Here is a 20,034-nt window from a genome sequence, read left to right as displayed (position 1 = left end):
CTCTGCCGCCAATGTCCGGGCGCCATGACCCGTGCCCTCATTCTCCTTCGCCGTCGCCTCATCGGCAGCGTCTTCGTGCTGCTGATTGTCGTCATCGGCACTTTCCTTTTGCTGGAAGCAGCGCCCGGTGACGCGGTCGATGCCTATATCGTCTCGACCGGCGGCGACGCCGGCATGATCGAATTGCTGCGCCATCGTTGGGGCCTCGACCAGTCGGCGTTGACGCGGCTGGCGAACTACCTCTGGGCGCTACTGCATCTCGACCTCGGCCAGTCGGTCACCTTCTCGGGGCCGATCCGCGACGTCATCCTCGAACGCCTGCCCAACACGTTGCTGTTGATGGGCAGCGCCACCGCGCTCTCCTTCGGGCTCGGCTCGGCACTCGGCATCTATGCCGGCGCCAGGCCCGGCAGTTTTCGCGACCGCTTCCTGTCGATCGGTTCGCTGGCGCTCTATGCGGTACCGGGCTTCTGGCTCGCGTTGGTGCTGATCATCATCTTTGCCGTCGACCTGCGCTGGTTTCCGATCGGCGGCATCGAGAGCATCGCGTCGGGCAAGACCGGCCTCGACCGCGCGGCCGATATCGCCCGCCATCTCATCCTGCCGGTGTCCGCACTCGGCTTCATCTATCTGGCACTCTATCTGCGCATGATGCGCGCCGGCATGGCCGAGGTCTGGCGGCAGGATTTTGTCCTCGCCGCCCGCGCCAAAGGGCTTTCCCGCCGCCGCATCGTGCTCGCCCACGTCGCCCGCAACGCGCTGTTGCCGCTGGTCACCATGCTCGGCCTGCAATCGGCGCAGATGCTCGGCGGCAGCGTCGTCATCGAAAGCGTCTTTTCCGTGCCCGGCCTTGGCCGGCTTGCGCAGGAAGCGGTGGCGGCGCGAGACACGCCGCTGCTGCTCGGCATCATCCTCGTCAGCGCCGTTCTGGTCATCGCCATCAACCTTCTCGTAGACATCGCCTACGCCTTCCTCGATCCGCGCGTCGGCGCCAGCGAGGCGAGCGCGTGAGCCCGCTTCGCCGCTTTCTTCTGGCGCCGGAAGCAATCGCCGGCGCGATCATCCTGGTAGCGCTGTTCGCCATGGCGCTGACAGCATCGCTGTTCTTTCCCGGCGACCCGCAAGCCATTGCCGGGCCGGCATTGCTGCCGCCATTTCAGGACTGGTCGCTGCCGCTCGGCACCGACCGGCTCGGCCGTGACGTGCTGGCCGAGCTTTTCCACGGCGCCCGTACCTCGCTGGTGGTTGGGCTGGCGGCGGCAGCCGCAGCCCTTGCCGTCGGCGCAATAGTCGGCACGCTGGCGGGCTTTGCCGGCGGCCTCGTCGACGAGGTGCTGATGCGCATCACCGACGCCTTCCAGACCGTGCCGAGCTTCCTGTTGGCGCTGGCCTTCGTTAGCGTCGTCGGGCCATCGCTCGGCGTCGTCGTCACGGCGATCGCGCTCGGCGCCTGGACGGGGCCGGCGCGTGTTGCCCGTGCCGAAGTGCTATCGATCCGCGAGCGCGATTTTGTCGCCGGCGCCCGCGTCATCGGCATGCATCCGCTGGAGATCGCCTTTCGCGAAGTGCTGCCCAACGCATTGCCGGCGGTGCTGGCATTGTCGTCGGTGATCGTCGCAGCGGCGATCCTCACCGAAGCGGCCCTCTCGTTTCTCGGCCTCGGCGACCCCAACCGCGTGACCTGGGGCGGCATGATCGCCGAAGGTCGCGCCGTGCTGCGCACCGCGCCCTTTTTGTCAATCATTCCGGGCGTAGCACTCGTGCTGACCGTGCTCGGCGTCTATCTCGCCGGTGAAGGCGTCGTCGAGACAACGGCGGTGAGAAGGAGCCTGTCGTGACGGCGCTGCTTTCGATCCGCGATCTGACGGTGACCTATCGCCGTGACGGCAGCGAGGTGGCGGCGCTGAAACATGTCAGCCTCGATGTCGCCGCCGGCGAACGCTTCGCCATCATCGGCGAGAGCGGTTCGGGCAAGAGCACGCTGGCGCTGGCCATTGCCGGGCTGCTGCCGGGATCTTCCAAAGTTGGAGGCTCGATCGAGTGGAAGTTACCCAACCTTCGATTGCCTCATTCCTTCGCGCCCCCCTCTGTCCTGCCGGACATGTCCGGCAGGACAGAGGGGGGCGCGACAGAGCGCCGGCCATCCGCCATTGCGACAAGCCACATGCCCCTCGGTGGCCGCGACATCGGCTTCGTCTTCCAGGATCCGTCGGCCAGCCTCGATCCGGTAATGGCGATCGGCGAGCAGATCGCGGAAGTCGCGCGCACGCATCTCGGCCTTACTTGGTCGCAATCCTATGCCAAGGCAAAATCCCTGCTCGAACGTGTCCGCCTGCCCGACCCGGACGCCGCTCTGCGCGCCTATCCGCACCAGCTTTCCGGCGGCCAGAAGCAGCGCGTGGCGATCGCCGCAGCGATCGCGGCCGGTCCGAAACTGCTGATCGCCGACGAGGCGACCAGCGCGCTCGACACAATCGTGCAGGCCGAAATCGTCGCGCTGATCCGGCAATTGGTGGCGGAGGACGGCATGACGCTGCTGTTCGTCAGCCACGACATCGCGCTGGCCGCCGAGCTGGCCGAGCGCATCGCCGTGTTCCGGCACGGCGAGCTGGTCGAGCTCGGTGCGACGGCGCAGATCATCGCTAGCCCGCGCCACGCCTACACAAGAGCGCTGCTCGACGCCCATCTCGGCCTCGATGCCGAACCGCTGCTGCGGCAGGCAGGAGCGACGAGGTGAGCAGTCCATTGCTGGCCGTTTCCGGCCTGACCAAACGATATCGTCGTGGCGGCAAGACGATCGCCGCCGTCGATGACATTTCCTTCCACATCGAGCCCGGCGAGACGCTGGCGCTGGCCGGGCCGTCCGGCAGCGGCAAGTCGACCATCGCCAGGCTGGTGCTGCGGCTGATCGAACCGGACGCCGGCCATATCGAGTTCGAGGGCGGCGATTTCCTGTCCCTGAACGGCGCTGCCTTGCGCGCCCGGCGCGCGCGTTTGCAAATGGTGTTCCAGGACCCGCTCGCCGCCTTCAACCCGCGCGCCATGGTAGCGCGCGTGCTTGACGATCCTTTGCGCACCCATGGCGTCGCCTCTCGACCGGAGCGCACGCGCCGCATCGCTGCTTTGCTGGAGCGCGTCGGCCTGAGCGCTGATCTGGCCGCTCGCGCCATCCACGAGGTCTCGGGCGGCCAGCGCCAGCGCATCGCAATCGCCCGCGCCATCGCGACAAAGCCGTCGCTGATCGTGCTCGACGAAGCGGTGTCCGCGCTCGACGTATCCGTGCGCCGACAGATCCTGCAATTGCTGCTCGATCTGCAGCGCCAGGAACGCATCGCCTATCTATTCATTTCGCATGATCTTGGCGTCATTAGCGCCATCGCTCATCGTGTCGTCATTCTCGATGCCGGCCGCGTCGCCGAGAGCGGCAACGCCCGTGCGGTCATCGGTGCCCCGCAGTCGGCGATCGGCAAGGCGCTGGTGGCGGCGGCGCCAAAACTGAACAGGACCTCGCAGGGCGCGGCCGATCGTCAGTAACCCAGCGCGCAACCGTCCTTGCGTGGATCGGATGCGCCGGTAAGCGTGCCCTTGTCCCAGTCGATCAGCACCAGCTGGCCGCCGCCATGCGGCTCGGTCGCGATCGACAGCTGATGGCCCCGCTCGCGCAGGCCGGCGATCGCATCGGCCGGAACGCCACGTTCCGCCTCCACAGTATTCTGTCTGTAGAACACTCGTGGCGCATCCAGCGCCTCCTGCGGGTCCATGCCGAAATCGATCATGTTGGTGAGCAGGTGGACATGGCCGAACGGCTGGTAGCCGCCGCCCATCACGCCGAACGGCATGATCGCCCGGCCCTTGGCTGTCACCATGCCCGGCATGATGGTGTGCATCGGGCGTTTTCCCGGGGCGATGCGGTTTGGGTGGTCCGCCGCCAGGCGGAAGCTGCTGCCGCGGTTCTGCAGGACGACCCCAGTCCTCGGGCCGACCACCCCGCTGCCGAACGAACCAAAGGTCGAGTTGATGAAGCTGACCGCATTACGGTCGCGGTCGACCACTGAGATGTAGACGGTATCGCTCGGCTGAAGCTCAAGCCGAGGCAGATGCGTCATCGCGCGCGCCGGATCGATCTCGGCGCGAAGCTGGTCCGCATGGGATCTGGACAACAACTGCTCCACGGGAACATGGACATGGTTCTGGTCGCCGATGAAATTGTCGCGGTCCTGATAGCCAAGCCGCCCCGCCTCGATCTCGAGGTGAAAGCGCTCGGCGCCGTTCGGCTCCAGGGAGTCGAGCGAAAAGCCTGACAGCACATTCAGCATGATCAGTGCCGTCAGCCCCTGGTTGTTCGGCGGCATCTGATGGATGTCGTAGCCCCGATAGGATGTGCCGACCGGCCTGACATAGTCCCCCTTCGTGGCTGCAAAATCCTCGAGCGAATGCAGCCCACCAAGGGCGCGCAGACGCGACACCATGTCGTCGGCGACCTCGCCTTCATAGAATCCGGCGCGGCCACGACGCGAGACGATGCGCAAGGTATCGGCCAGTTGCAGCTGCCGGTGCAGCTCGCCGGCCAGCGGCACCTTTCCATCCGGCAGAAAAATCCGCGCCGCATGTTCGTCCGCGGCCAGCAAGGCAGCACTTTCAGCCCAGTCGAAGGCCACGCGGTCTTGGACGACGTAGCCCTGCTCGGCGTAGCGAATGGCGGGCGCGAGCGCGGCGTCGATGCCCTTTTTGCCGTGATCCTCGAGCAGCCGGCACCAGGCGTCGATGGCGCCCGGTACGGTGACCGCATGCGGACCGGACTCAGGCAGTTCATCATGCCCCCTGTCCAGATACCATTGCGCCTCTGCCGCGGCCGGTGCGCGGCCGGAGCCGTTGAAGGCCAGAACCTCGCCTTGGCCGTTAGGACAGTAGAGGACGAAACAGTCGCCGCCGATACCGGTTGATTGCGGCTCGACGACTGCCTGCACCGCAGCCGCGCACACGGCCGCGTCCATCGCATTGCCGCCGGAGCGCAGCATCTCGACCGCCGCCAGCGTCGCCAGCGGGTGTGATGTCGCTGCCATCGCTTCCGTCGCACGAACCGGCGAGCGCCCGGGGAGTTGAAAATCACGCATGCAGTTCAATAGCCTCCGAACTAGCGATGGTGCCAAGAGTTGTGCCCTCGAAAGTAGCACGACCAGGAGGCAGTGATCACCCTGGGAAATTCCCGGCGTCAATCAGCGAATTTGAAACTATCCGTGGTGTAATCGGGGTAGGCGTCCAGACTGTCGAAAAGGTCGGGCAGGTCAGGGGTATCCGCCAATATTCCGGACAAGACCAGCGCAGTCGCCACGCCGGCACCAATTCCACCAGCGATATCGTGTTCGACGCTGTCGCCGACACAGACCACGGTGCTGCGGTCCGGGTTGCCCGCCAGCGCCAGCGCGGCGTCGAAGATCGGGGTGTAAGGCTTGCCGATGCGGGTGACGCTGCCGCCGAGGCTCTCGTAGAGATCCGCAAGCTGACCGGCGCCAAAGCGAGGCCCCACTGCCGTCAGCATGATCTTGTCGGGATTGGTGCAGAAGCACGGCACCTGCCGCATCGCTGCCGGTGCAAATAGTCTGCGATAGTGCTCGATGTCGTAGCGATCGCCCTCGCTGGCGGCGATCAGCACCAGCTCGGCATCGTCGCCGTCCCCGGTCAACGCGAACGGCAGGCCTTCAATCGCCGAGCGGTCGCCTTCGCGGCTGATCAGCAGGCACTTTGTGTTTGGGCGCAGCGTTCCGGATACCGCCATTTCGTGAAAGGACCGCCACGCGATCTCGCCGGAAGAGACAAATTGATCCCAGCTTCCTTGTTCGAAGCCGAGCTTCAGCAACCGGGCCTCATTGGGCCGCGCCCGCCTGCCGGAGTTCGAGACCAGCACGATCGTCCTGCCTGCCCGCTTCAGCGCCGACAATGCCGCCACAGCGCCCGGATAGGGGTTCGTACCATCGTGCAGCACGCCGAACTGATCGAGCAGGAACACCTGATAGCGCTCAACCAGCGCTCCGATGCCGTCGAGATGTTCAACCGTTTTCGTGCTCACAAAAGCCCCGCTTCGATTGCGCCCATCAGCGCCAGCCGCGCCGTGCCGGCGGCCGCCTCGTCCGAAAGCGCCGGCAGAAAACCGACTCCCAGCTTGCGCTGCCGGATCGCGGTCCAGGCGGGATTTGCCGCACCGCCGCCGACACTTCTCACCGAGAGCAGCCGAGGCGCGCCGAGCTCGGCAAGCCGGCGATAGCCGAGCGCCTCGATCTCGGCAATGCCCTCCAACATCGCTTTCAGATAGTCGGCGTCGTCCGCCGGCCGCGGCGTCAAGCGTGGCGGCAAAGCAGGATCGGCTACGGGGAAGCGTTCGCCGACGGCGGGAAGCGGATAATAGTCGAGGCCGGTCTCCGTCATGGGATCGATCGCTGCACTCAGCTCGATAATGCGCGCGAGCGAAAAATGCTGCGCCAGCACCTTGCCGCCCGAATTCGACGCACCACCTGCCAGATAGGCACCTCCCAGCCGGTGACTGTAGATGCCGAACTGCGGCGCCGAGATCGGCCGGTCGGAGAGGATCTTGAGGGTCAGCGAGGACCCAAGCGCGGTGACGCCGTCGCCAACTGCCGCAGCACCCGTCGCCAGGAACGACGCGCAGCCATCGGTCGTCCCAGCGACCACGGCGACGTCACGCGCCAGGCCGAACAGGTCCGCTGCGCTCGCGGTTAGCGTTCCCGTGACGTCGCCCGGCTTGACGACACGAGGAAGAAATTCCATGCGCATGCCGGTCGCCGCGATCCAGTCCGGCCAACGCCGCGCCTCGATGTCGTAGCCGGTTTTCAGGGCATTGTTCTCGTCGCTGATATCGAAGCGGCCGGAGAACCTTCCCGCGATCCAGTCGGCCTGATGCAGCACAACGGCGACCCCGGACTGGCGCTGAAACCACAGCGCCTTGGCGAGACCGGACGTCGCCCCACGTGCTGCGCTCGCTGCCGGCGCCTCGCGCGCGATCACGGCCAGAATGGCGTCGTCGTCGACCTTGTCGTTGTACATCAACGGCTCGGCCAGCGGCCGGCCGGCGCCGTCGACCGGCAGCAACGTGCCCGAAGTGCCGTCGACGGCGATCGACCGGACCGCCGCGAGATCGACGCCTGCAAGCAGTTCCGTTAGCGCCGCGCCGACCGCTGACCACCACACCGAGGGCTCGCGGGCGTTCTGGCCAAATCTGTCGAGTGGGACGGCGGAACGCGCGGCAATCGAAAAGTCCGACCGCATAGCGACGGCGCGCGCACCTGAGGTGCCGATGTCGATACCGATGGAAAGCGGGCCAATTGGACGCGCCATGTCAGCCGCCGGCTGCATTGAGTTTCTGGCGATACTGCTCGGCGTCCCAATTGATCAGTTCGTCGTTCTCTGCGGCGGTCAGATAGTTCAGCTTCGCCGCGACGTCGACCCGCGCCGTCACGTCGGCGAGGCAGCGTTGCATGGCATCGGCGCCGGCACTGGCGTCGCCGCGTATCAACACGCCAAGCCCGGGAAACAGGATTGCCACCGGTGCCGTGCCGCACCGCTCGGTGACGCGCAGAACGTCCTCGCCAGGCCGCGCCACGACCGAACCCTTGCCGAGAAAGATGACGTGATCGGGATAGAGGCTGCCCCCCGACGCCATGCGGCAGCTTTCAGGATCGATCGCGACCGCATGCGCTTCGCGATCCGCCGGCAACCTATAGCCGGTTTTTCCGATGAACGCCGTCAATGCGGCAATGTCCGGCTCCGCCACCTCGCGCGGCGGCCGCGCCAGAAGTCGCGTGACGCGACGCAGTAGCGCCTCGGCGCCGGCGACGGTCTCGGCTGCGACGACCAGGCCGTGATTGGCGAGGATCAGCACATCGACCCCAGGCCGAAGGCGCTCGGCAATGCCCTGGGCAAGCGGCAGGCCCGGCCGGCGATAAGGGACATACGCCCATTCGAGGCCATCGAGGCGCTTGGCGATTTGAGCCTCGCAGTCGGCCTGCACGGCGAGCGAAATGGTGTCGACGCAGTGGACATGCAGAACGACGCGCTGCGGCATCAGCGCATGAACCGTGGTCTCGATCGAGGGGCGCAGCCTGCGTGTGTTGAGGTCCTCGATGGCGAACCCCTGTGGCTGATCGGCGGCCGGGTCGCGCTGTTCGACGGCCCTCAGCAGCGGCGGGATCGCCACTGGAACCATGATGTCTTCGGTGAGCGCATTCTTCAACCAGGTACCGGAAGCCTTGATCCAGAGCGTGTCGCCGGCCTTCAGCGAAGTGTTGCCGCCCGCGGCCTGGGTCAAATGCGGGTCGCGCCCGATATTGGCCGAAAGCGACCGCAAAGCAGCCAATTCCTGCGCATCCGCATTGATTACCATCGAAACTCCTTCACAAACCGGCCGCGTGGCCACGGCTTTGGATATCCCGTAGCCGGAATAACGAGTGACGCTGGTATCGCAGATGCGAGTAAGTTACGTCAATAGTGATCTTATCCCATCAAATCGAGCTTGCAATCTGATCCGCGTTGAGTAAGTTGCACCAATTGCCGTGGCAAAATGGCATTTCGGGAGGGTATCCGTTGAGCGACTCCGGCCGCCAGCGTCAGATTGTCGAATTGTTGCGGGACCGCCCTTTCGCCTCGGTGCGCGAGCTGCAGGAGCGGCTCGGCGTGTCGGCTGCGACGGTGCGGCGCGATATCGACAAGATCGATGAGGCCGGCGAAGCGCGAAAGGTCTATGGCGGCATCTCGGCGCTCGATGGCGCTTCGCAGGCGGGCGTCGTCTATGCCAGGCCCTACGACGAGAACCGCGATCTAGCGGTCGAAGCCAAGCGGCAGATCGCCGCTCTCGCTGCCACCATGGTGCGCGATGGCGACGCCGTCATCGTGCATGGCGGTTCGACCTGTTTCCATCTCGGCGCCAAGCTCGCCGACCGCAACATCCGGCTCTACACCAACTCCATGCCGCTCATCGCCTATTTGAGCGACCACGGCCATTGCAGCCTGACTGTTGCCGGGGGTGAACTTCATCGCGAGCCTGGCATCATTCATTCGCTCACCCAGACGGTGCCTTTCTACGCATCGAAGTTCTTTCTTGGCGCGCAAGGCATCGGCCCGGAGGGCGTGCTGGAATCGCATCCGCTGCTGGTCCGCTCCATTGTCGAACTCAGCCTCTGCGCCGACCAGATCGTGGTGCTGGCCGACAGCCGCAAACTGTCGATCCATGCGCGCAACGTCGCGCTGCCCTTGTCGCGCATCGGCACGCTGGTGACCGACGACGGCCTCTACGATGCCGACGCGCGCATGCTGGAGGACGCCGGCGTCATGGTGCGGATCGCCTCTTCCTCGGGAGCCGTCCCGTGAAAGTGGCCGTCCTCGACTTCGGCAAGACCAACTCGAAGCTGTTCGTCTTCGATCAGGACGGGCAGATCCTCGACGAGCGCCGGACCCAGCCGAAATGGACGCGCAAAGGCGGCTTCAGCGTGCTCGATGAGGCAGCGCTTCATGATTGGGCGGCTCGCGCCGTCGGCGAGGCGGTCGATATCAATGGCATAGAGGGGCTGATGGTTTCGGGCCATGGCTGCACCTTTGCCTTGATTGACGATGCAGCGCTGACGCATCCGATCCTCGATTACGAGCAGGAGCCGCCGGCCGAGATTGCCGCGCAGATCGATCGCCGCATTCCGGATTTTGCCGAGACCTTCTCGCCGCATCTGCCGCTCGGCTTCAACTATGGTCGCCACATGCTGTGGCTGAAGACGGTGCAACCAAGCGCGTTCGCCGCCGCCAAATCGATCCTCGGTTATCCCCAGTACTGGAGCTGGCGCTTTGGTGGCCGGGCGGTGTCGGAGGTGTCCTATCTCGGCTGCCACTCGCATCTGTGGGCGCCGCGCAAGCGCGATTTCTCCTCGCTGGTTGACGCCGAGGGCTGGCGCGGCCAGATGCCCGCCTTCGAGCGTGCCGGCGCGGTCATCGGCGAGCAGCGCTTCGGCGAGGCGGCGCGGCCGATCGCCATCCACAACGGTGTCCATGACAGCAATGCGGCGCTCCATGCCTATCGCCGCCAGGAGCTTGGGCCGGTCACTGTCGTCTCGACCGGCACCTGGGTCGTCGTGCTCAATCCGGACTGCCCGCTCGACGCGCTCGATCGCGACCGCGACATGCTCGTCAATGTCGATGTCGACGGCGGTCCGGTGCCGACCATCCGCTTCATGGGCGGCCGTGAATTCGCGACGATCAGCGCCGGCTGGCAGGGCATCATCGCCCGCTCCACGCTACAGCAGGTAATCAACGCCGGCATCATGGCGCTGCCCAGCTTCGCGCCGGGCGGGCCGATGCCTGGCCATCCTGGCGAACTGGTCGGGCGCACACCCAACGCGGAGGAGCGCGCGGCCGTGGCGCTGCTCTATGTCGCGCTGATGGTCGATCTGTGTCTCGACCTGATCCATTCGAACAACACCGTAATCGTCGATGGCGGGCTGAACAGTGGCGGCCTGCTCGCCGCCCTGCTGGCGCAACTGCGTCCCGGCCAGGCCTTTATGCAGGGCGCCACTCTGGAGGGCAGCGCCACCGGAGCGGCGGCTCTTGCCTTCGAGAGTGTTGGACGCGAATTTGCCGCCGAGGCGCCGGAGCCTGTTCGCGCTTCAAGCTTCGCCGGGCTTGCCTTCTATCGCGACAGCTGGCGCGGCCTCGCCGCCGACCGCGGCATCGTTGCTGCAGCAGCGGGAGACGCCCGATGACCGCCGCTGCCCAAATCGAAACAGTGCGCCAGCCGGTGCTGGAGATGCGGCACATCTCGAAGACGTTCGGCCCGATCCGCGCTTTGCAGGATGTGTCGCTGACCGTCCACGCCGGCGAACTGCACGCGCTGATGGGCGAAAACGGCGCCGGCAAGTCCACGCTGATGAAGGTGCTGTCCGGCGCCTATCGGCCGGATCCAGGCGGCGATATCCTGATCGACGGCGCACCCGTCGCGACCGGCGACCCGATCAAGGCGCGCGCCAACGGCATTGCCGTCATTTATCAGGAGCTGTCGCTGGCGCCCAATCTGACGGTCGCGCAGAACATCTTCCTGGGCAACGAGCCGAGACAGTTCGGCATCGTCGACCGCGAACAGTGCAATCGGCGCGCCAAGGAAATCATCGCGCGGCTCGGCGTTTCCTTCTCGGCGCGCGCCACGGTCTCCAGCCTGTCGCTTGGCGAACGCCAGATGGTCGAAATCGCCCGCGCGCTGTCGACCAGCGCGCGCATCATCGTCATGGATGAGCCGACCACCTCGCTGACCTCGCGCGAGACGGACAGGCTGTTCGAGGTCATTGCGACGCTGAAGTCGCAAGGCATCGCCATCATCTATATCAGCCACCGCATGGAAGAGGTCTACCAGCTTGCCGATCGCGTGAGCGTGCTGCGTGACAGCGGCTATGTCGGCACGCTCGAATGCGCCGACCTGAATGCCTCGCGCCTCGTTTCGATGATGGTCGGCCGTGACCTGTCCGCCTTCTACAAGAAGGATCACCGCCCGCCGGACAGCACGCGCGCGATCGCGCTGTCGGTGCAGGGCATGTCGGACGGCAATCTATTGAAGGACTGTTCCTTCGACCTGCACAAGGGCGAAGTGCTGGCGCTGGCGGGCCTGGTCGGCTCGGGCCGCACCGAGCTCGCACGGCTGATCTTCGGCGCCGACAGGCACACATCAGGCACGCTGGAACTCGACGGCAAGCCAATAGCCATCGGCTCGCCGCGCGAGGCGCTGGACGCCGGCATCGCCTATCTCACCGAGGATCGCAAGGAACTCGGCCTGTTCCTCGACATGTCGATTTCCGACAATATCAGCATGGGCGTGCTCGCAAGGGACGCGCGGGCCGGCGGCTTGCGCGACTTCGCCACGGCCGAAAGGCGCGCCGCCAAGGCCGTTTCCGACCTCTCCATCCGCACCAGGTCGGTGCAGGCCAACGCCGGCTCGCTGTCGGGCGGCAACCAGCAGAAGGTGCTGCTCGCCCGCCTGCTCGAAACCGAGCCGAGGGTTCTCATCCTCGACGAGCCGACACGCGGCGTCGATGTCGGGGCGAAGTCGGAAATCTACCGGCTGATCGACGATCTCGCCAAGAAGGGCATCGCCATCCTGATGATCTCCAGCGAACTGCCGGAGGTGATCGGCGTCGCCGACCGCGTGCTGGTGATGCGCGACGGCACTATCGCTGGCGAGGTGACGGCATCCGCAGGCCAGCCGCTCAGTCAGGAGGCAATCATGGAACTTGCAACGGGAGCGGCCAAGGGATGACCGACAAGGCAACCGAGATGAGCGCGGGCGACCAGGCTGTCGGCAGGAGCCGGCGGCTGCGCACCGCCTTCGCCGCCCTTGGCATGCTGCCGGTCCTGATCCTTTTGGCGGCCGGCTTCCAGATCATGAACCCGCGCTTCCTCACCGAGACCAACCTGTTGATCGTCACGCAGCAGTCGTCGATCAACATCGTGCTTGCGGCCGGCATGACCTTCGTCATCCTGACCGGCGGCATCGACCTGTCCGTCGGCTCCATTCTTGCCGCATCGGCGATGGTGGCGGTGATGGTGTCGCTGGTGCCGGAGTGGGGTATGCTCGGCGTGCCGGCGGCCATTCTGGTCGGCCTCGGCTTCGGCGTCATCAACGGGCTGCTCGTCGCCTATATCAAGCTGCCGCCCTTTATCGTTACGCTGGGTTCGCTGACCGCCGTGCGCGGCGTCGCCCGCCTGCTCGGCCAGGACACCACAGTGTTCAACTCGGACCTGCCGTTCGACTTCATCGGCAACGGTTCGCTATTCGGCATCCCCTGGCTGGTCATCATCGCTCTGTCGGTCGTGGTGCTGTCCTGGCTGGTGCTCAAGCGCACCGTGCTCGGCACCTGGATCTATGCCGTCGGCGGCAATGCCGAGGCCGCCCGCCTCACCGGCATCAAGGTGCCGCTGGTGCTGCTCTTCGTCTATGGCGTTTCCGGCCTTCTGGCGGGCCTTGGCGGCGCCATGTCGGCGGCCCGGCTCTACGCTGCCAATGGGTTGCAGCTTGGGCAGTCCTACGAACTCGACGCCATCGCCGCGGTCATTCTCGGCGGCACCAGCTTCGTCGGCGGCGTCGGCTCGATCTGGGGCACGCTGATCGGTGGCCTGATCATAGCAGTGCTCTCCAACGGGCTCATCCTGGCCGGTGTTTCGGACATCTGGCAGTACATCATCAAGGGATTGGTCATCATCGTGGCGGTCGCCCTCGACCGCTACAGGCTCCAGGCAGGAGCAAGAACGTGATTGACCTTTGTCGCCGGCGTCAACGACCCGGTTTCATGTAACGCACCGTGAGAGGCGCGGGGCATCAGGAGGAAAACAATGAAGACCATCGCTAAACTGCTCTGCGGCGTTGCCCTCGCGGCCGTCGCCATCGCACCGGCTTCGGCCAAGGATCTGAACAAGGTCGGCATATCGGTCGGCTTGCTCGGCAACCCGTTCTTCGTCGCCACCATCAAGGGCATCGAGGACGCGGCCAGGAAAATCAACCCGAATGTCGAGGTGACGTCGGTGTCGGCCGACTACGACCTCAACAAGCAGGTCTCGCAGGTCGACTCGTTCATCGCGGCCGGCGTCGACGTGATCATGCTCAACGCCGTCGATGCTAAGGCCATCGCACCAGCGGTTAAGAAGGCGCAAGCGGCGGGCATCGTTGTTGCCGCGTTCGACGTCTCGGCGCCGGGCGCCGACGTCACCGTGATGACCAACAATGTCAAGGCCGGTGAAGCGGCCTGCCAGTACCTCGTCGACCATACCGGCGGCAAGGGTGACTATGTCATCCTGAACGGTCCGGCATCGTCGTCGATCCTGGAGCGGGTGAAGGGCTGCAAGGACGTGCTCGCGAAACACCCGGATATCAAGATCCTCTCCGACGACCAGAATGCCGAAGGCTCGCGCGACGGCGGGCTGAAGGTGTTCCAGTCGCTGCTGACCCGTTTCGACAAGATCGATGCGGTGTTCGCGATCAACGATCCGACGGCGATCGGCGCCCAGCTTGCGGCCAAGCAGCTCAACCGCTCTGAGTTCATCTTCACCGCGGTCGACGGCGCGCCCGATATCGAGAAGGAACTCTCTTCCGGCACGTCGATGATCAAGGCCTCGGCCTCGCAGGATCCTTACGTCATGGCTGGCCAGTCGCTGCAGATGGCGGCTGAAGTGCTTGCCGGCAAAAAGCCGGCCGAGGCGACGGTGCTGCTCGACCCGCAGCTGATCACGGCCGAGAACCTGAAGGACTACAAGGGCTGGACCGCGGCCCGCTAGCTTAGAGCCTCCCAGGGCTGGTGCGGCCGGGACGACCGGCCGCACGAATTTTTTGTTTGAGCATCGGATTTTTCCCAGAACCGGTTCCCACTTTGGGTCCGATGCTCTCGAGCAGCAGGAGACGATCATGTCGCGCATTGGAATCCATTCTTTCGTCTGGTCGGCGAGCTCGGCGCAAGGCGACCTCGAGCGGACGCTGGCCAACACCAAAGAGGCCGGCTTCGACCTGATCGAATTCTCCTATCTCGACCCTGCCAATGTCGACATTGGCAGACTGGCCAAGCGCATCGCCGAGCTCGATCTCGGCGTGGCGATCAGCATCGGACTACCGGCCGACGGCGACATTTCAAGCGCCGACAAGGCGATTGCCGCGCATGGCGTCGAAATCCTGAAACGCACGATCGCGCTCACCCGCGATCTCGGCGGCCAGAAGGTCGCCGGCATCCTCAGCACCAGCCATGGATTGCAGGCGCAGGCGCCGACGCGCGATCAATGGAACCGCAGCGCCGGAACGCTTGCCAAGGTCGCGGAGACCGCCAAGGCCGCCGGCGTTACGCTCAACCTCGAGATCGTCAACCGCTTCGAGAGCAATCTGCTCAACACCGCCGCGCAAGGGCTGGCCTTCATCGAGGACATCGGTTCCGACAACATCTTCCTGCATCTCGACACTTTCCACATGAACATCGAGGAGGCCGATATCGGGCTGGCCATCCGCCACGCCGCTGACAAGATCGGCTATGTCCATATCGGCGAGAGCCATCGCGGCTTCCTCGGCACCGGCAACATCGACTTCGCCGCGACCTTCGATGCGCTGACCGCAATCGGCTATAGCGACGACCTCAGTTTCGAATCCTTCTCGTCGGAGATCGTTGACGAGAACCTGTCGAAGAAAACCGCCATCTGGCGCAATCTGTGGACCGACAATATGGAACTGGCCCGGCATGCGCGCCGCTTCATCGCCATCGGGTTGGAGACGGCACGGCGCAAGGCCGAGCTTGTTTCATCAAGCCATCAGCTTTAGCACCTGTTTGCGATCCTCAGGCCAGGTCAAAACGTTCCACAGCGCGCATGATGCCACGCAGTTCGGCGAGGCCTTTCAGGCGGCCGATCAACGAGTAGCCGGGGTTGATCCTGGTCTTGCCGATGTCGTCGGCGAGCAGATGGCCATGGTCGGGACGCATGGGAATCCGCCAGTCGGCACGGCCTTGCTTGCGACGGCGCGTCTCTTCCCGCATCAAAGCGAGGATGACATGCGCCATGTCGGTGCCGCCCTCCAGATGCTCGGCTTCATAGAAGGAGCCGTCATCCTCGATGGTTACATTGCGCAGATGGACGAAATGGATCCGGTCGGCGAATTCCTTGACCATGCCGACAATGTCGTTGTCGGCGCGCGTACCGTAGGAGCCGGTGCAGAATGTCAGGCCGTTCGCCGGGCTGTCGACGGCGTTGAGGATGAAACGCGCGTCCTCGGCGGTCGAAACGATCCGCGGCAAGCCATAGAGCGAGAATGGCGGGTCGTCGGGATGGATGCACATGCGCACTCCCTCCTGCTCGGCCACCGGAATGATCTCGCGCAAAAACCAGGCAAGATTGTCGCGCAACTCCTTCGGCCCGATCGAGTCATATTCCGCCAATGCCTCGCGAAAACTATCCCTGACGTAGCTGCGCTCGGTCGCCGGCAGGCCGGCAATGAGATTGCGCTCAATCCTGTCGATCTGCTCGTCGCTCAGTACCTTCAGTCGCGATTCCGCTTCGGCGATACGTGACGCGCTATAGCTGAATTCGGCATTCCTGCGCTTCAGGACGAAAATGTCGTATGCGGCAAAATCGATCGCATCGAAACGCAGGGCGTAGCCCGTCGTCGGAAGCCGATAGGCAAGGTCGGTGCGGGTCCAGTCGACCACCGGCATGAAATTGTAGCAGATGGTTTTTATGCCGGCCTTCGCCAGCGCGCGGATGGTATCTTGGTACCAACCCACGTAACGCTGCCTTTCCGCCGAGCCGATCTTGATCGAATTGTGGACGGGAATGCTCTCCACAACAGACCAGGTCAGCCCTTCGGCCTCGATGATCCGCTTGCGCTCCAGGATGTCCGTCAAAGGCCAGGCGCGGCCGTCGTAGATATTATGCAGGGCGGATACGACGCCCGTGGCTCCGGCCTGCTTGACATGATCGAGCGTCACCGGGTCGTTCGGGCCATACCAGCGCCAACACTGTTCCATCGAGGCTTTCCCTTTGCGATAAAATAGAACCGTATTGTTGGGCCACAATGGAAGTCAAATTAAAGGAGTTTGCGCAATGAAGGATTTCGACGGCAAGATCGCTCTGGTGACGGGGACGACCGGGATCGGCCTGGCGACCGCCAGACGTCTTGCGGCGGGCGGCGCGGCGATCATCGCCTGCGGCATCGATCGCGCGGCCAACGCGGCGATGACAGCGGAACTGGACAGCTCCGGCGCCGGGGCGCTGGTCATGGCCGTCGACGTCTCCATGCCGGATCAGGTTCGCGACGCGGTCGCGGCCGGTGTCGAGCGGTTCGGCGGCCTCGATATCGTCGTCAATTCCGCGGCGGTCCATCCATATGGAACCGCTGTTAGCACCGATTTCGACACCTGGAACCGGGCAATGTCCGTCAATGTCGGCTCGATCTACCTGACCGCGCATTTCGGCATCCCGGAAATGATCAGGCGGGGCAGCGGCGCCATCGTCAACGTGGCTTCGGTGCAGGGCTTCGCCTGCCAGCAGAACGTCGCCGCTTATGCTACGACCAAGGGCGCCATCCACACGCTGACGCGCTCGCTGGCGCTTGACTACGCGCGCTCCGGCATTCGCGTCAATTCCGTAAGCCCGGGCTCGATCCGCACCCCGATCCTGGAAAAGGCGGCGCGCGGCGAGAATGGCACCGATGCCGATGTCGAGGCCGCCTACAGGCGCTTCGGCGAAGCCCACCCCATCGGACGCATCGGCGAGCCGGAGGAAGTGGCGGAACTCATCGCCTTTCTGTGTTCGTCGAAGGCTGGGTTCTGCACCGGCGCGGACTACAGGATCGATGGCGGCCTGACGGCCGGCATCGGCGTGAAGTAGAACAGGAAGATCGGTCTCGGCCTTACCGGGAGGCGCTGACATCAGACAATTTCGGCTAGGGCGCTAACTGAAGCACCGACGGCAAACCAATGGCGCGTAACATGCGCGAGTTTGCATACTGCACTTGCAGCCGGTTCAACGGTCTGATTCCCTTGGTTACGCTGGGCTGTCCTGATTCGCTCACTGTCCAAAATCTTGCAGTGTGCGGATAACAAGCCTTCCACCGACCGCTGCGCTAGCGCATTCAAGGGGAGAGACGGCAAATGAACACCGCAACGAGGCCGGCAATCTCGGAGATGAGGCCCAAGATATCCGTCATCGGAGTTGGCGGCGGTGGCGGCAACGCCATCAACAATATGATCGCCGAAGGCTTGCAAGGCACCGAATTTATCGTTGCCAACACCGATGCTCAGGCGCTCACCATGTCGAAGGCAACGCGGCTGATCCAATTGGGAGCGCACGTCACGGAAGGCCTGGGTGCAGGCTCCCTGCCCGACGTCGGCCATGCCGCGGCCGTCGAATCGATCGACGAAATCATGGATCATCTCGCGGGAACGCATATGTGTTTCGTGACCGCGGGTATGGGGGGCGGAACCGGAACTGGTGCGGCACCGGTCATAGCGCAGGCCGCGCGGAATGCGGGAATACTGACCGTGGCCGTCGTAACCAAGCCGTTCGTCTTCGAAGGGAACCGCCGAATGCATGCGGCCAATGAGGGCATCGAGCGGCTCCGCGAAAGCGCCGATACCGTCATCGTCATCCCGAACCAGAACCTCTTCAGGATCGCCGATGCCAGGACGACGTTCGCGGACGCTTTCGCCATGGCGGACCGCGTCCTCTACGCCGGCGTCGGCTGCATCACCGATCTCATCGTCAAGGAAGGGCTGATCAATCTCGACTTTGCCGATGTGAAGTCGGTGATGCGCGACATGGGTCGTGCGATGATGGGAACCGGTGAAGCCACCGGGGAGGATCGCGCCAGGAAGGCGGCCGAAGCGGCGATCGCAAACCCGCTTCTCGACGAAGCGTCGATGATGGGCGCCAAGGGCGTCCTTGTCTCGATATCGGGCGGCACTGATATGACGCTGTTCGAGGTCGACGAAGCCGCCACCCGCATACGCGAGGAAGTCGACGCCGATGCCGATATCATTGTCGGCGCCATTTTCGACAAGGCGCTCGCAGGAAAATTCAGGGTGTCGGTCGTTGCGACGGGATTGCGGCGGGGGCTTGAGATACCGCTGACGGCGGGGTCGGAAAACCGTATCAACTGAACCGGGCCCCCATGGGCGGCGCCGGCGGCAGGTTTCGACTGAAGGTACGCCGCTCTGGAGACCGCCGCCAGACGGTGGTCGGGCGGACGGCTTGCCAACCGCAATTGTTGCGGGATGAGCCTGCGGGTTAAGTTATCGCTTTCATCTGCGCGGCTCTTGCCGCGGATTGGAAGGTCAGCCCAGCGCTCATGGCGCCGGCCGCGTGAACAGGGTGCGAAACTGCTCCTCGGCACGTCGCAGGCCTTCATCTGTCAGAATCACCGACTTCGCCTTGTTTGCTGGATTGGCGATCAGCCCCTTCTGGTGCAAGCGATCCAGGGCATCCCAATCCAACCCCTTCCAGGCGCGCCTCTCTTCATGCAGCGTCAGCCAAAGCAGGCCCAGAACGGCATTGTCGATCTTGTCGGTGTCCATCTCCATGCCACGCAGTCTAACACGGGAAAACGGCGTCTGCAGAGGCCCACACCGGACGGATACTTTCTCTGCGTGCAGTGTGACGCCGACGCCAGAAATTGCTTGAGTTTTATGTCGAAACTGGCTGCCGGGAGAGGATTTGACTTTCTCTGTCCCGCTGTGTCGGCTTTGCCTCTGCAGGCCCTGACGAGGATCAAAACCGGTCGCCAGGCCCAAACGCAAAAACGGCCCGCGCGAGGCGGGCCGTTTTGTGTATTTGGTTGCGGGGACAGGATTTGAACCTGTGACCTTCAGGTTATGAGCCTGACGAGCTACCGGGCTGCTCCACCCCGCGTCAACTTTTCAAGCAAGTCAGCGCTTTACTTAGGTACAAGTTCCGCCAAATGAAAGGGCCGCTTGCGCGGCCCGAGCTCCCGATTGGCGGGCCTGTTGGTAAGGAGAAGATTTGGATTTTTCGACANCCGCCAAATGAAAGGGCCGCTTGCGCGGCCCGAGCTCCCGATTGGCGGGCCTGTTGGTAAGGAGAAGATTTGGATTTTTCGACATGCGTTTTGCAGACCTGGCAGCGACCTACTCTCCCGCGTCTTGAGACGAAGTACCATCAGCGCTGGAGCGTTTCACGGCCGAGTTCGGAATGGGATCGGGTGCAGCCGCTCCGCCATAACCACCAGGTCGGCAAAGCGCACGTTGCTCGAGAAGCTGTTTTTGTGCCAAAGCGACGTTTTCTGCAGGTTGCTTCGGGCATAAGCCCGCAAGCGCGACTGCACGTCGCCGGTTTTCCGGCGCCCTCGCTTAAGCTTTGGCCCGTAGGGCCGCTCATGCGTGAGCGCTGGTAAAGACCATCGTGTCGGGCGACAATCCTTTGGATTGCGCTGGCGATGGGCATAGGGAATGAGAACGATCAAGCCGATCGAACTATTAGTACCGGTAAGCTTCAAGCGTTGCCGCTCTTCCACAC

The 20,034-nt window shown here is 64.3% G+C and carries 18 protein-coding genes, 1 tRNA gene and 1 rRNA gene; 12 read left to right on the top strand and 8 right to left on the bottom strand.

The features are described from left to right. The first annotated feature begins 24 nt into the window (after positions 1–24). The 4 genes from CIT26_RS14695 to CIT26_RS14680 are packed head-to-tail and all read left to right on the top strand — an operon-like array spanning position 25 to position 3,534. The gene (locus tag CIT26_RS14695) at positions 25–1,011 is read left to right on the top strand and encodes an ABC transporter permease (protein WP_095493270.1); all 987 of its coding nucleotides are present in this window, start codon (positions 25–27) and stop codon (positions 1,009–1,011) included. After that, positions 1,008–1,838, top strand: coding sequence for an ABC transporter permease (locus tag CIT26_RS14690; protein WP_095493269.1), 831 nt, complete (start codon positions 1,008–1,010; stop codon positions 1,836–1,838). The genes CIT26_RS14695 and CIT26_RS14690 overlap by 4 nt, the downstream gene beginning before the upstream one ends. Then, positions 1,835–2,737, top strand: coding sequence for an ABC transporter ATP-binding protein (locus CIT26_RS14685; protein WP_167391413.1), 903 nt, complete (start codon positions 1,835–1,837; stop codon positions 2,735–2,737). The genes CIT26_RS14690 and CIT26_RS14685 overlap by 4 nt, the downstream gene beginning before the upstream one ends. Further along, on the top strand, positions 2,734–3,534 hold the full coding sequence (locus CIT26_RS14680; protein ID WP_095493268.1) for an ABC transporter ATP-binding protein: 801 nt from the start codon (positions 2,734–2,736) through the stop codon (positions 3,532–3,534). Before CIT26_RS14685 ends, CIT26_RS14680 begins: the two co-directional genes overlap by 4 nt. Here CIT26_RS14680 and ggt read toward each other — a convergent pair. The 4 genes from ggt to CIT26_RS14660 form a co-directional block, all read right to left on the bottom strand. Continuing rightward, positions 3,528–5,114, bottom strand: coding sequence for a gamma-glutamyltransferase (gene ggt, locus CIT26_RS14675; protein WP_095493267.1), 1,587 nt, complete (start codon positions 5,112–5,114; stop codon positions 3,528–3,530). The two genes, CIT26_RS14680 and ggt, sit on opposite strands and share 7 nt — an antisense overlap. A 98-nt stretch (positions 5,115–5,212) precedes the next feature. Beyond that, entirely contained in the window at positions 5,213–6,067 is an 855-nt protein-coding gene (locus CIT26_RS14670; protein WP_095493266.1) for a TIGR01459 family HAD-type hydrolase, read from the bottom strand. Then, on the bottom strand, positions 6,064–7,350 hold the full coding sequence (locus tag CIT26_RS14665; RefSeq protein WP_095493315.1) for an FGGY-family carbohydrate kinase: 1,287 nt from the start codon (positions 7,348–7,350) through the stop codon (positions 6,064–6,066). Before CIT26_RS14665 ends, CIT26_RS14670 begins: the two co-directional genes overlap by 4 nt. Before the next feature lies 1 nt (position 7,351). After that, on the bottom strand, positions 7,352–8,395 hold the full coding sequence (locus CIT26_RS14660) for a class II aldolase/adducin family protein (RefSeq protein WP_095493265.1): 1,044 nt from the start codon (positions 8,393–8,395) through the stop codon (positions 7,352–7,354). 200 nt (positions 8,396–8,595) lie between these two features. Between CIT26_RS14660 and CIT26_RS14655 the strand changes: the two genes are divergently transcribed. The 6 genes from CIT26_RS14655 (at position 8,596) to CIT26_RS14630 (ending at position 15,328) form a co-directional block, all read left to right on the top strand. Next, positions 8,596–9,378 carry a DeoR/GlpR family DNA-binding transcription regulator gene (locus CIT26_RS14655; RefSeq protein ID WP_095493264.1) on the top strand — a complete coding sequence of 261 codons (783 nt, stop codon included), beginning with the start codon at positions 8,596–8,598 and terminating at the stop codon, positions 9,376–9,378. Then, complete coding sequence (locus tag CIT26_RS14650) at positions 9,375–10,754, top strand: FGGY-family carbohydrate kinase (RefSeq protein ID WP_095493263.1); 1,380 nt, start codon at positions 9,375–9,377, stop codon at positions 10,752–10,754. The genes CIT26_RS14655 and CIT26_RS14650 overlap by 4 nt, the downstream gene beginning before the upstream one ends. Next, on the top strand, positions 10,751–12,295 hold the full coding sequence (locus tag CIT26_RS14645) for a sugar ABC transporter ATP-binding protein (RefSeq protein WP_095493262.1): 1,545 nt from the start codon (positions 10,751–10,753) through the stop codon (positions 12,293–12,295). Before CIT26_RS14650 ends, CIT26_RS14645 begins: the two co-directional genes overlap by 4 nt. Beyond that, complete coding sequence (locus tag CIT26_RS14640; RefSeq protein WP_095493261.1) at positions 12,292–13,290, top strand: ABC transporter permease subunit; 999 nt, start codon at positions 12,292–12,294, stop codon at positions 13,288–13,290. Before CIT26_RS14645 ends, CIT26_RS14640 begins: the two co-directional genes overlap by 4 nt. Before the next feature lie 78 nt (positions 13,291–13,368). Beyond that, positions 13,369–14,307 (top strand): ABC transporter substrate-binding protein, encoded by a 939-nt coding sequence (locus CIT26_RS14635; protein WP_095493260.1) that lies wholly within the window; start codon positions 13,369–13,371, stop codon positions 14,305–14,307. Between the two features lie 127 nt (positions 14,308–14,434). Next, entirely contained in the window at positions 14,435–15,328 is an 894-nt protein-coding gene (locus tag CIT26_RS14630; protein WP_095493259.1) for a sugar phosphate isomerase/epimerase family protein, read from the top strand. Positions 15,329–15,344: 16 nt separating this feature from the next. On the opposite strand, the gene uxuA is transcribed toward CIT26_RS14630, so the two are convergent. After that, the gene (uxuA, locus tag CIT26_RS14625; RefSeq protein WP_095493258.1) at positions 15,345–16,529 is read right to left on the bottom strand and encodes a mannonate dehydratase; all 1,185 of its coding nucleotides are present in this window, start codon (positions 16,527–16,529) and stop codon (positions 15,345–15,347) included. A 76-nt stretch (positions 16,530–16,605) separates the two neighbouring features. Here uxuA and CIT26_RS14620 point away from each other — a divergent pair, with 76 nt between their 5' ends. Both CIT26_RS14620 and ftsZ read left to right on the top strand, forming a co-directional pair. After that, entirely contained in the window at positions 16,606–17,391 is a 786-nt protein-coding gene (locus tag CIT26_RS14620) for an SDR family NAD(P)-dependent oxidoreductase (protein ID WP_095493257.1), read from the top strand. A gap of 263 nt (positions 17,392–17,654) precedes the next feature. Further along, complete coding sequence (gene ftsZ / locus CIT26_RS14615; RefSeq protein ID WP_095493256.1) at positions 17,655–18,662, top strand: cell division protein FtsZ; 1,008 nt, start codon at positions 17,655–17,657, stop codon at positions 18,660–18,662. Positions 18,663–18,848: 186 nt separating this feature from the next. Here ftsZ and CIT26_RS14610 read toward each other — a convergent pair whose 3' ends face one another. The 3 genes from CIT26_RS14610 to rrf form a co-directional block, all read right to left on the bottom strand. Then, complete coding sequence (locus CIT26_RS14610) at positions 18,849–19,076, bottom strand: DUF6429 family protein (RefSeq protein ID WP_143747844.1); 228 nt, start codon at positions 19,074–19,076, stop codon at positions 18,849–18,851. Between the two features lie 257 nt (positions 19,077–19,333). After that, positions 19,334–19,410: transfer RNA gene (locus CIT26_RS14605), tRNA-Met, on the bottom strand. A 223-nt stretch (positions 19,411–19,633) separates the two neighbouring features. After that, positions 19,634–19,748: ribosomal RNA gene (gene rrf / locus CIT26_RS14600) — 5S ribosomal RNA — on the bottom strand. Positions 19,749–20,034: the final 286 nt, after the last annotated feature.

The sequence above is a fragment of the Mesorhizobium temperatum genome, assembly GCF_002284575.1.
Classification (GTDB): Bacteria; Pseudomonadota; Alphaproteobacteria; order Rhizobiales; family Rhizobiaceae; genus Mesorhizobium; species Mesorhizobium temperatum.
The sequence above is the reverse complement of the archived record's forward strand: the minus strand, read 5'-3'. Positions and strand labels throughout refer to the sequence as shown.

What these genes read in the sequence shown, in the direction of transcription:
- CIT26_RS14645 (WP_095493262.1), top strand. Translation starts at nt 10,751, where the DNA reads ATGACCGCCGCTGCCCAAATCGAAACAGTGCGCCAGCCGGTGCTGGAG.
- CIT26_RS14620 (WP_095493257.1), top strand. Translation starts at nt 16,606, where the DNA reads ATGAAGGATTTCGACGGCAAGATCGCTCTGGTGACGGGGACGACCGGG.
- uxuA (WP_095493258.1), bottom strand. Translation starts at nt 16,529, where the DNA reads ATGGAACAGTGTTGGCGCTGGTATGGCCCGAACGACCCGGTGACGCTC.
- CIT26_RS14665 (WP_095493315.1), bottom strand. Translation starts at nt 7,350, where the DNA reads ATGGCGCGTCCAATTGGCCCGCTTTCCATCGGTATCGACATCGGCACC.
- CIT26_RS14660 (WP_095493265.1), bottom strand. Translation starts at nt 8,395, where the DNA reads ATGGTAATCAATGCGGATGCGCAGGAATTGGCTGCTTTGCGGTCGCTT.
- ggt (WP_095493267.1), bottom strand. Translation starts at nt 5,114, where the DNA reads ATGCGTGATTTTCAACTCCCCGGGCGCTCGCCGGTTCGTGCGACGGAA.
- CIT26_RS14630 (WP_095493259.1), top strand. Translation starts at nt 14,435, where the DNA reads ATGTCGCGCATTGGAATCCATTCTTTCGTCTGGTCGGCGAGCTCGGCG.
- CIT26_RS14610 (WP_143747844.1), bottom strand. Translation starts at nt 19,076, where the DNA reads ATGGACACCGACAAGATCGACAATGCCGTTCTGGGCCTGCTTTGGCTG.
- CIT26_RS14695 (WP_095493270.1), top strand. Translation starts at nt 25, where the DNA reads ATGACCCGTGCCCTCATTCTCCTTCGCCGTCGCCTCATCGGCAGCGTC.
- CIT26_RS14635 (WP_095493260.1), top strand. Translation starts at nt 13,369, where the DNA reads ATGAAGACCATCGCTAAACTGCTCTGCGGCGTTGCCCTCGCGGCCGTC.
- ftsZ (WP_095493256.1), top strand. Translation starts at nt 17,655, where the DNA reads ATGAACACCGCAACGAGGCCGGCAATCTCGGAGATGAGGCCCAAGATA.
- CIT26_RS14640 (WP_095493261.1), top strand. Translation starts at nt 12,292, where the DNA reads ATGACCGACAAGGCAACCGAGATGAGCGCGGGCGACCAGGCTGTCGGC.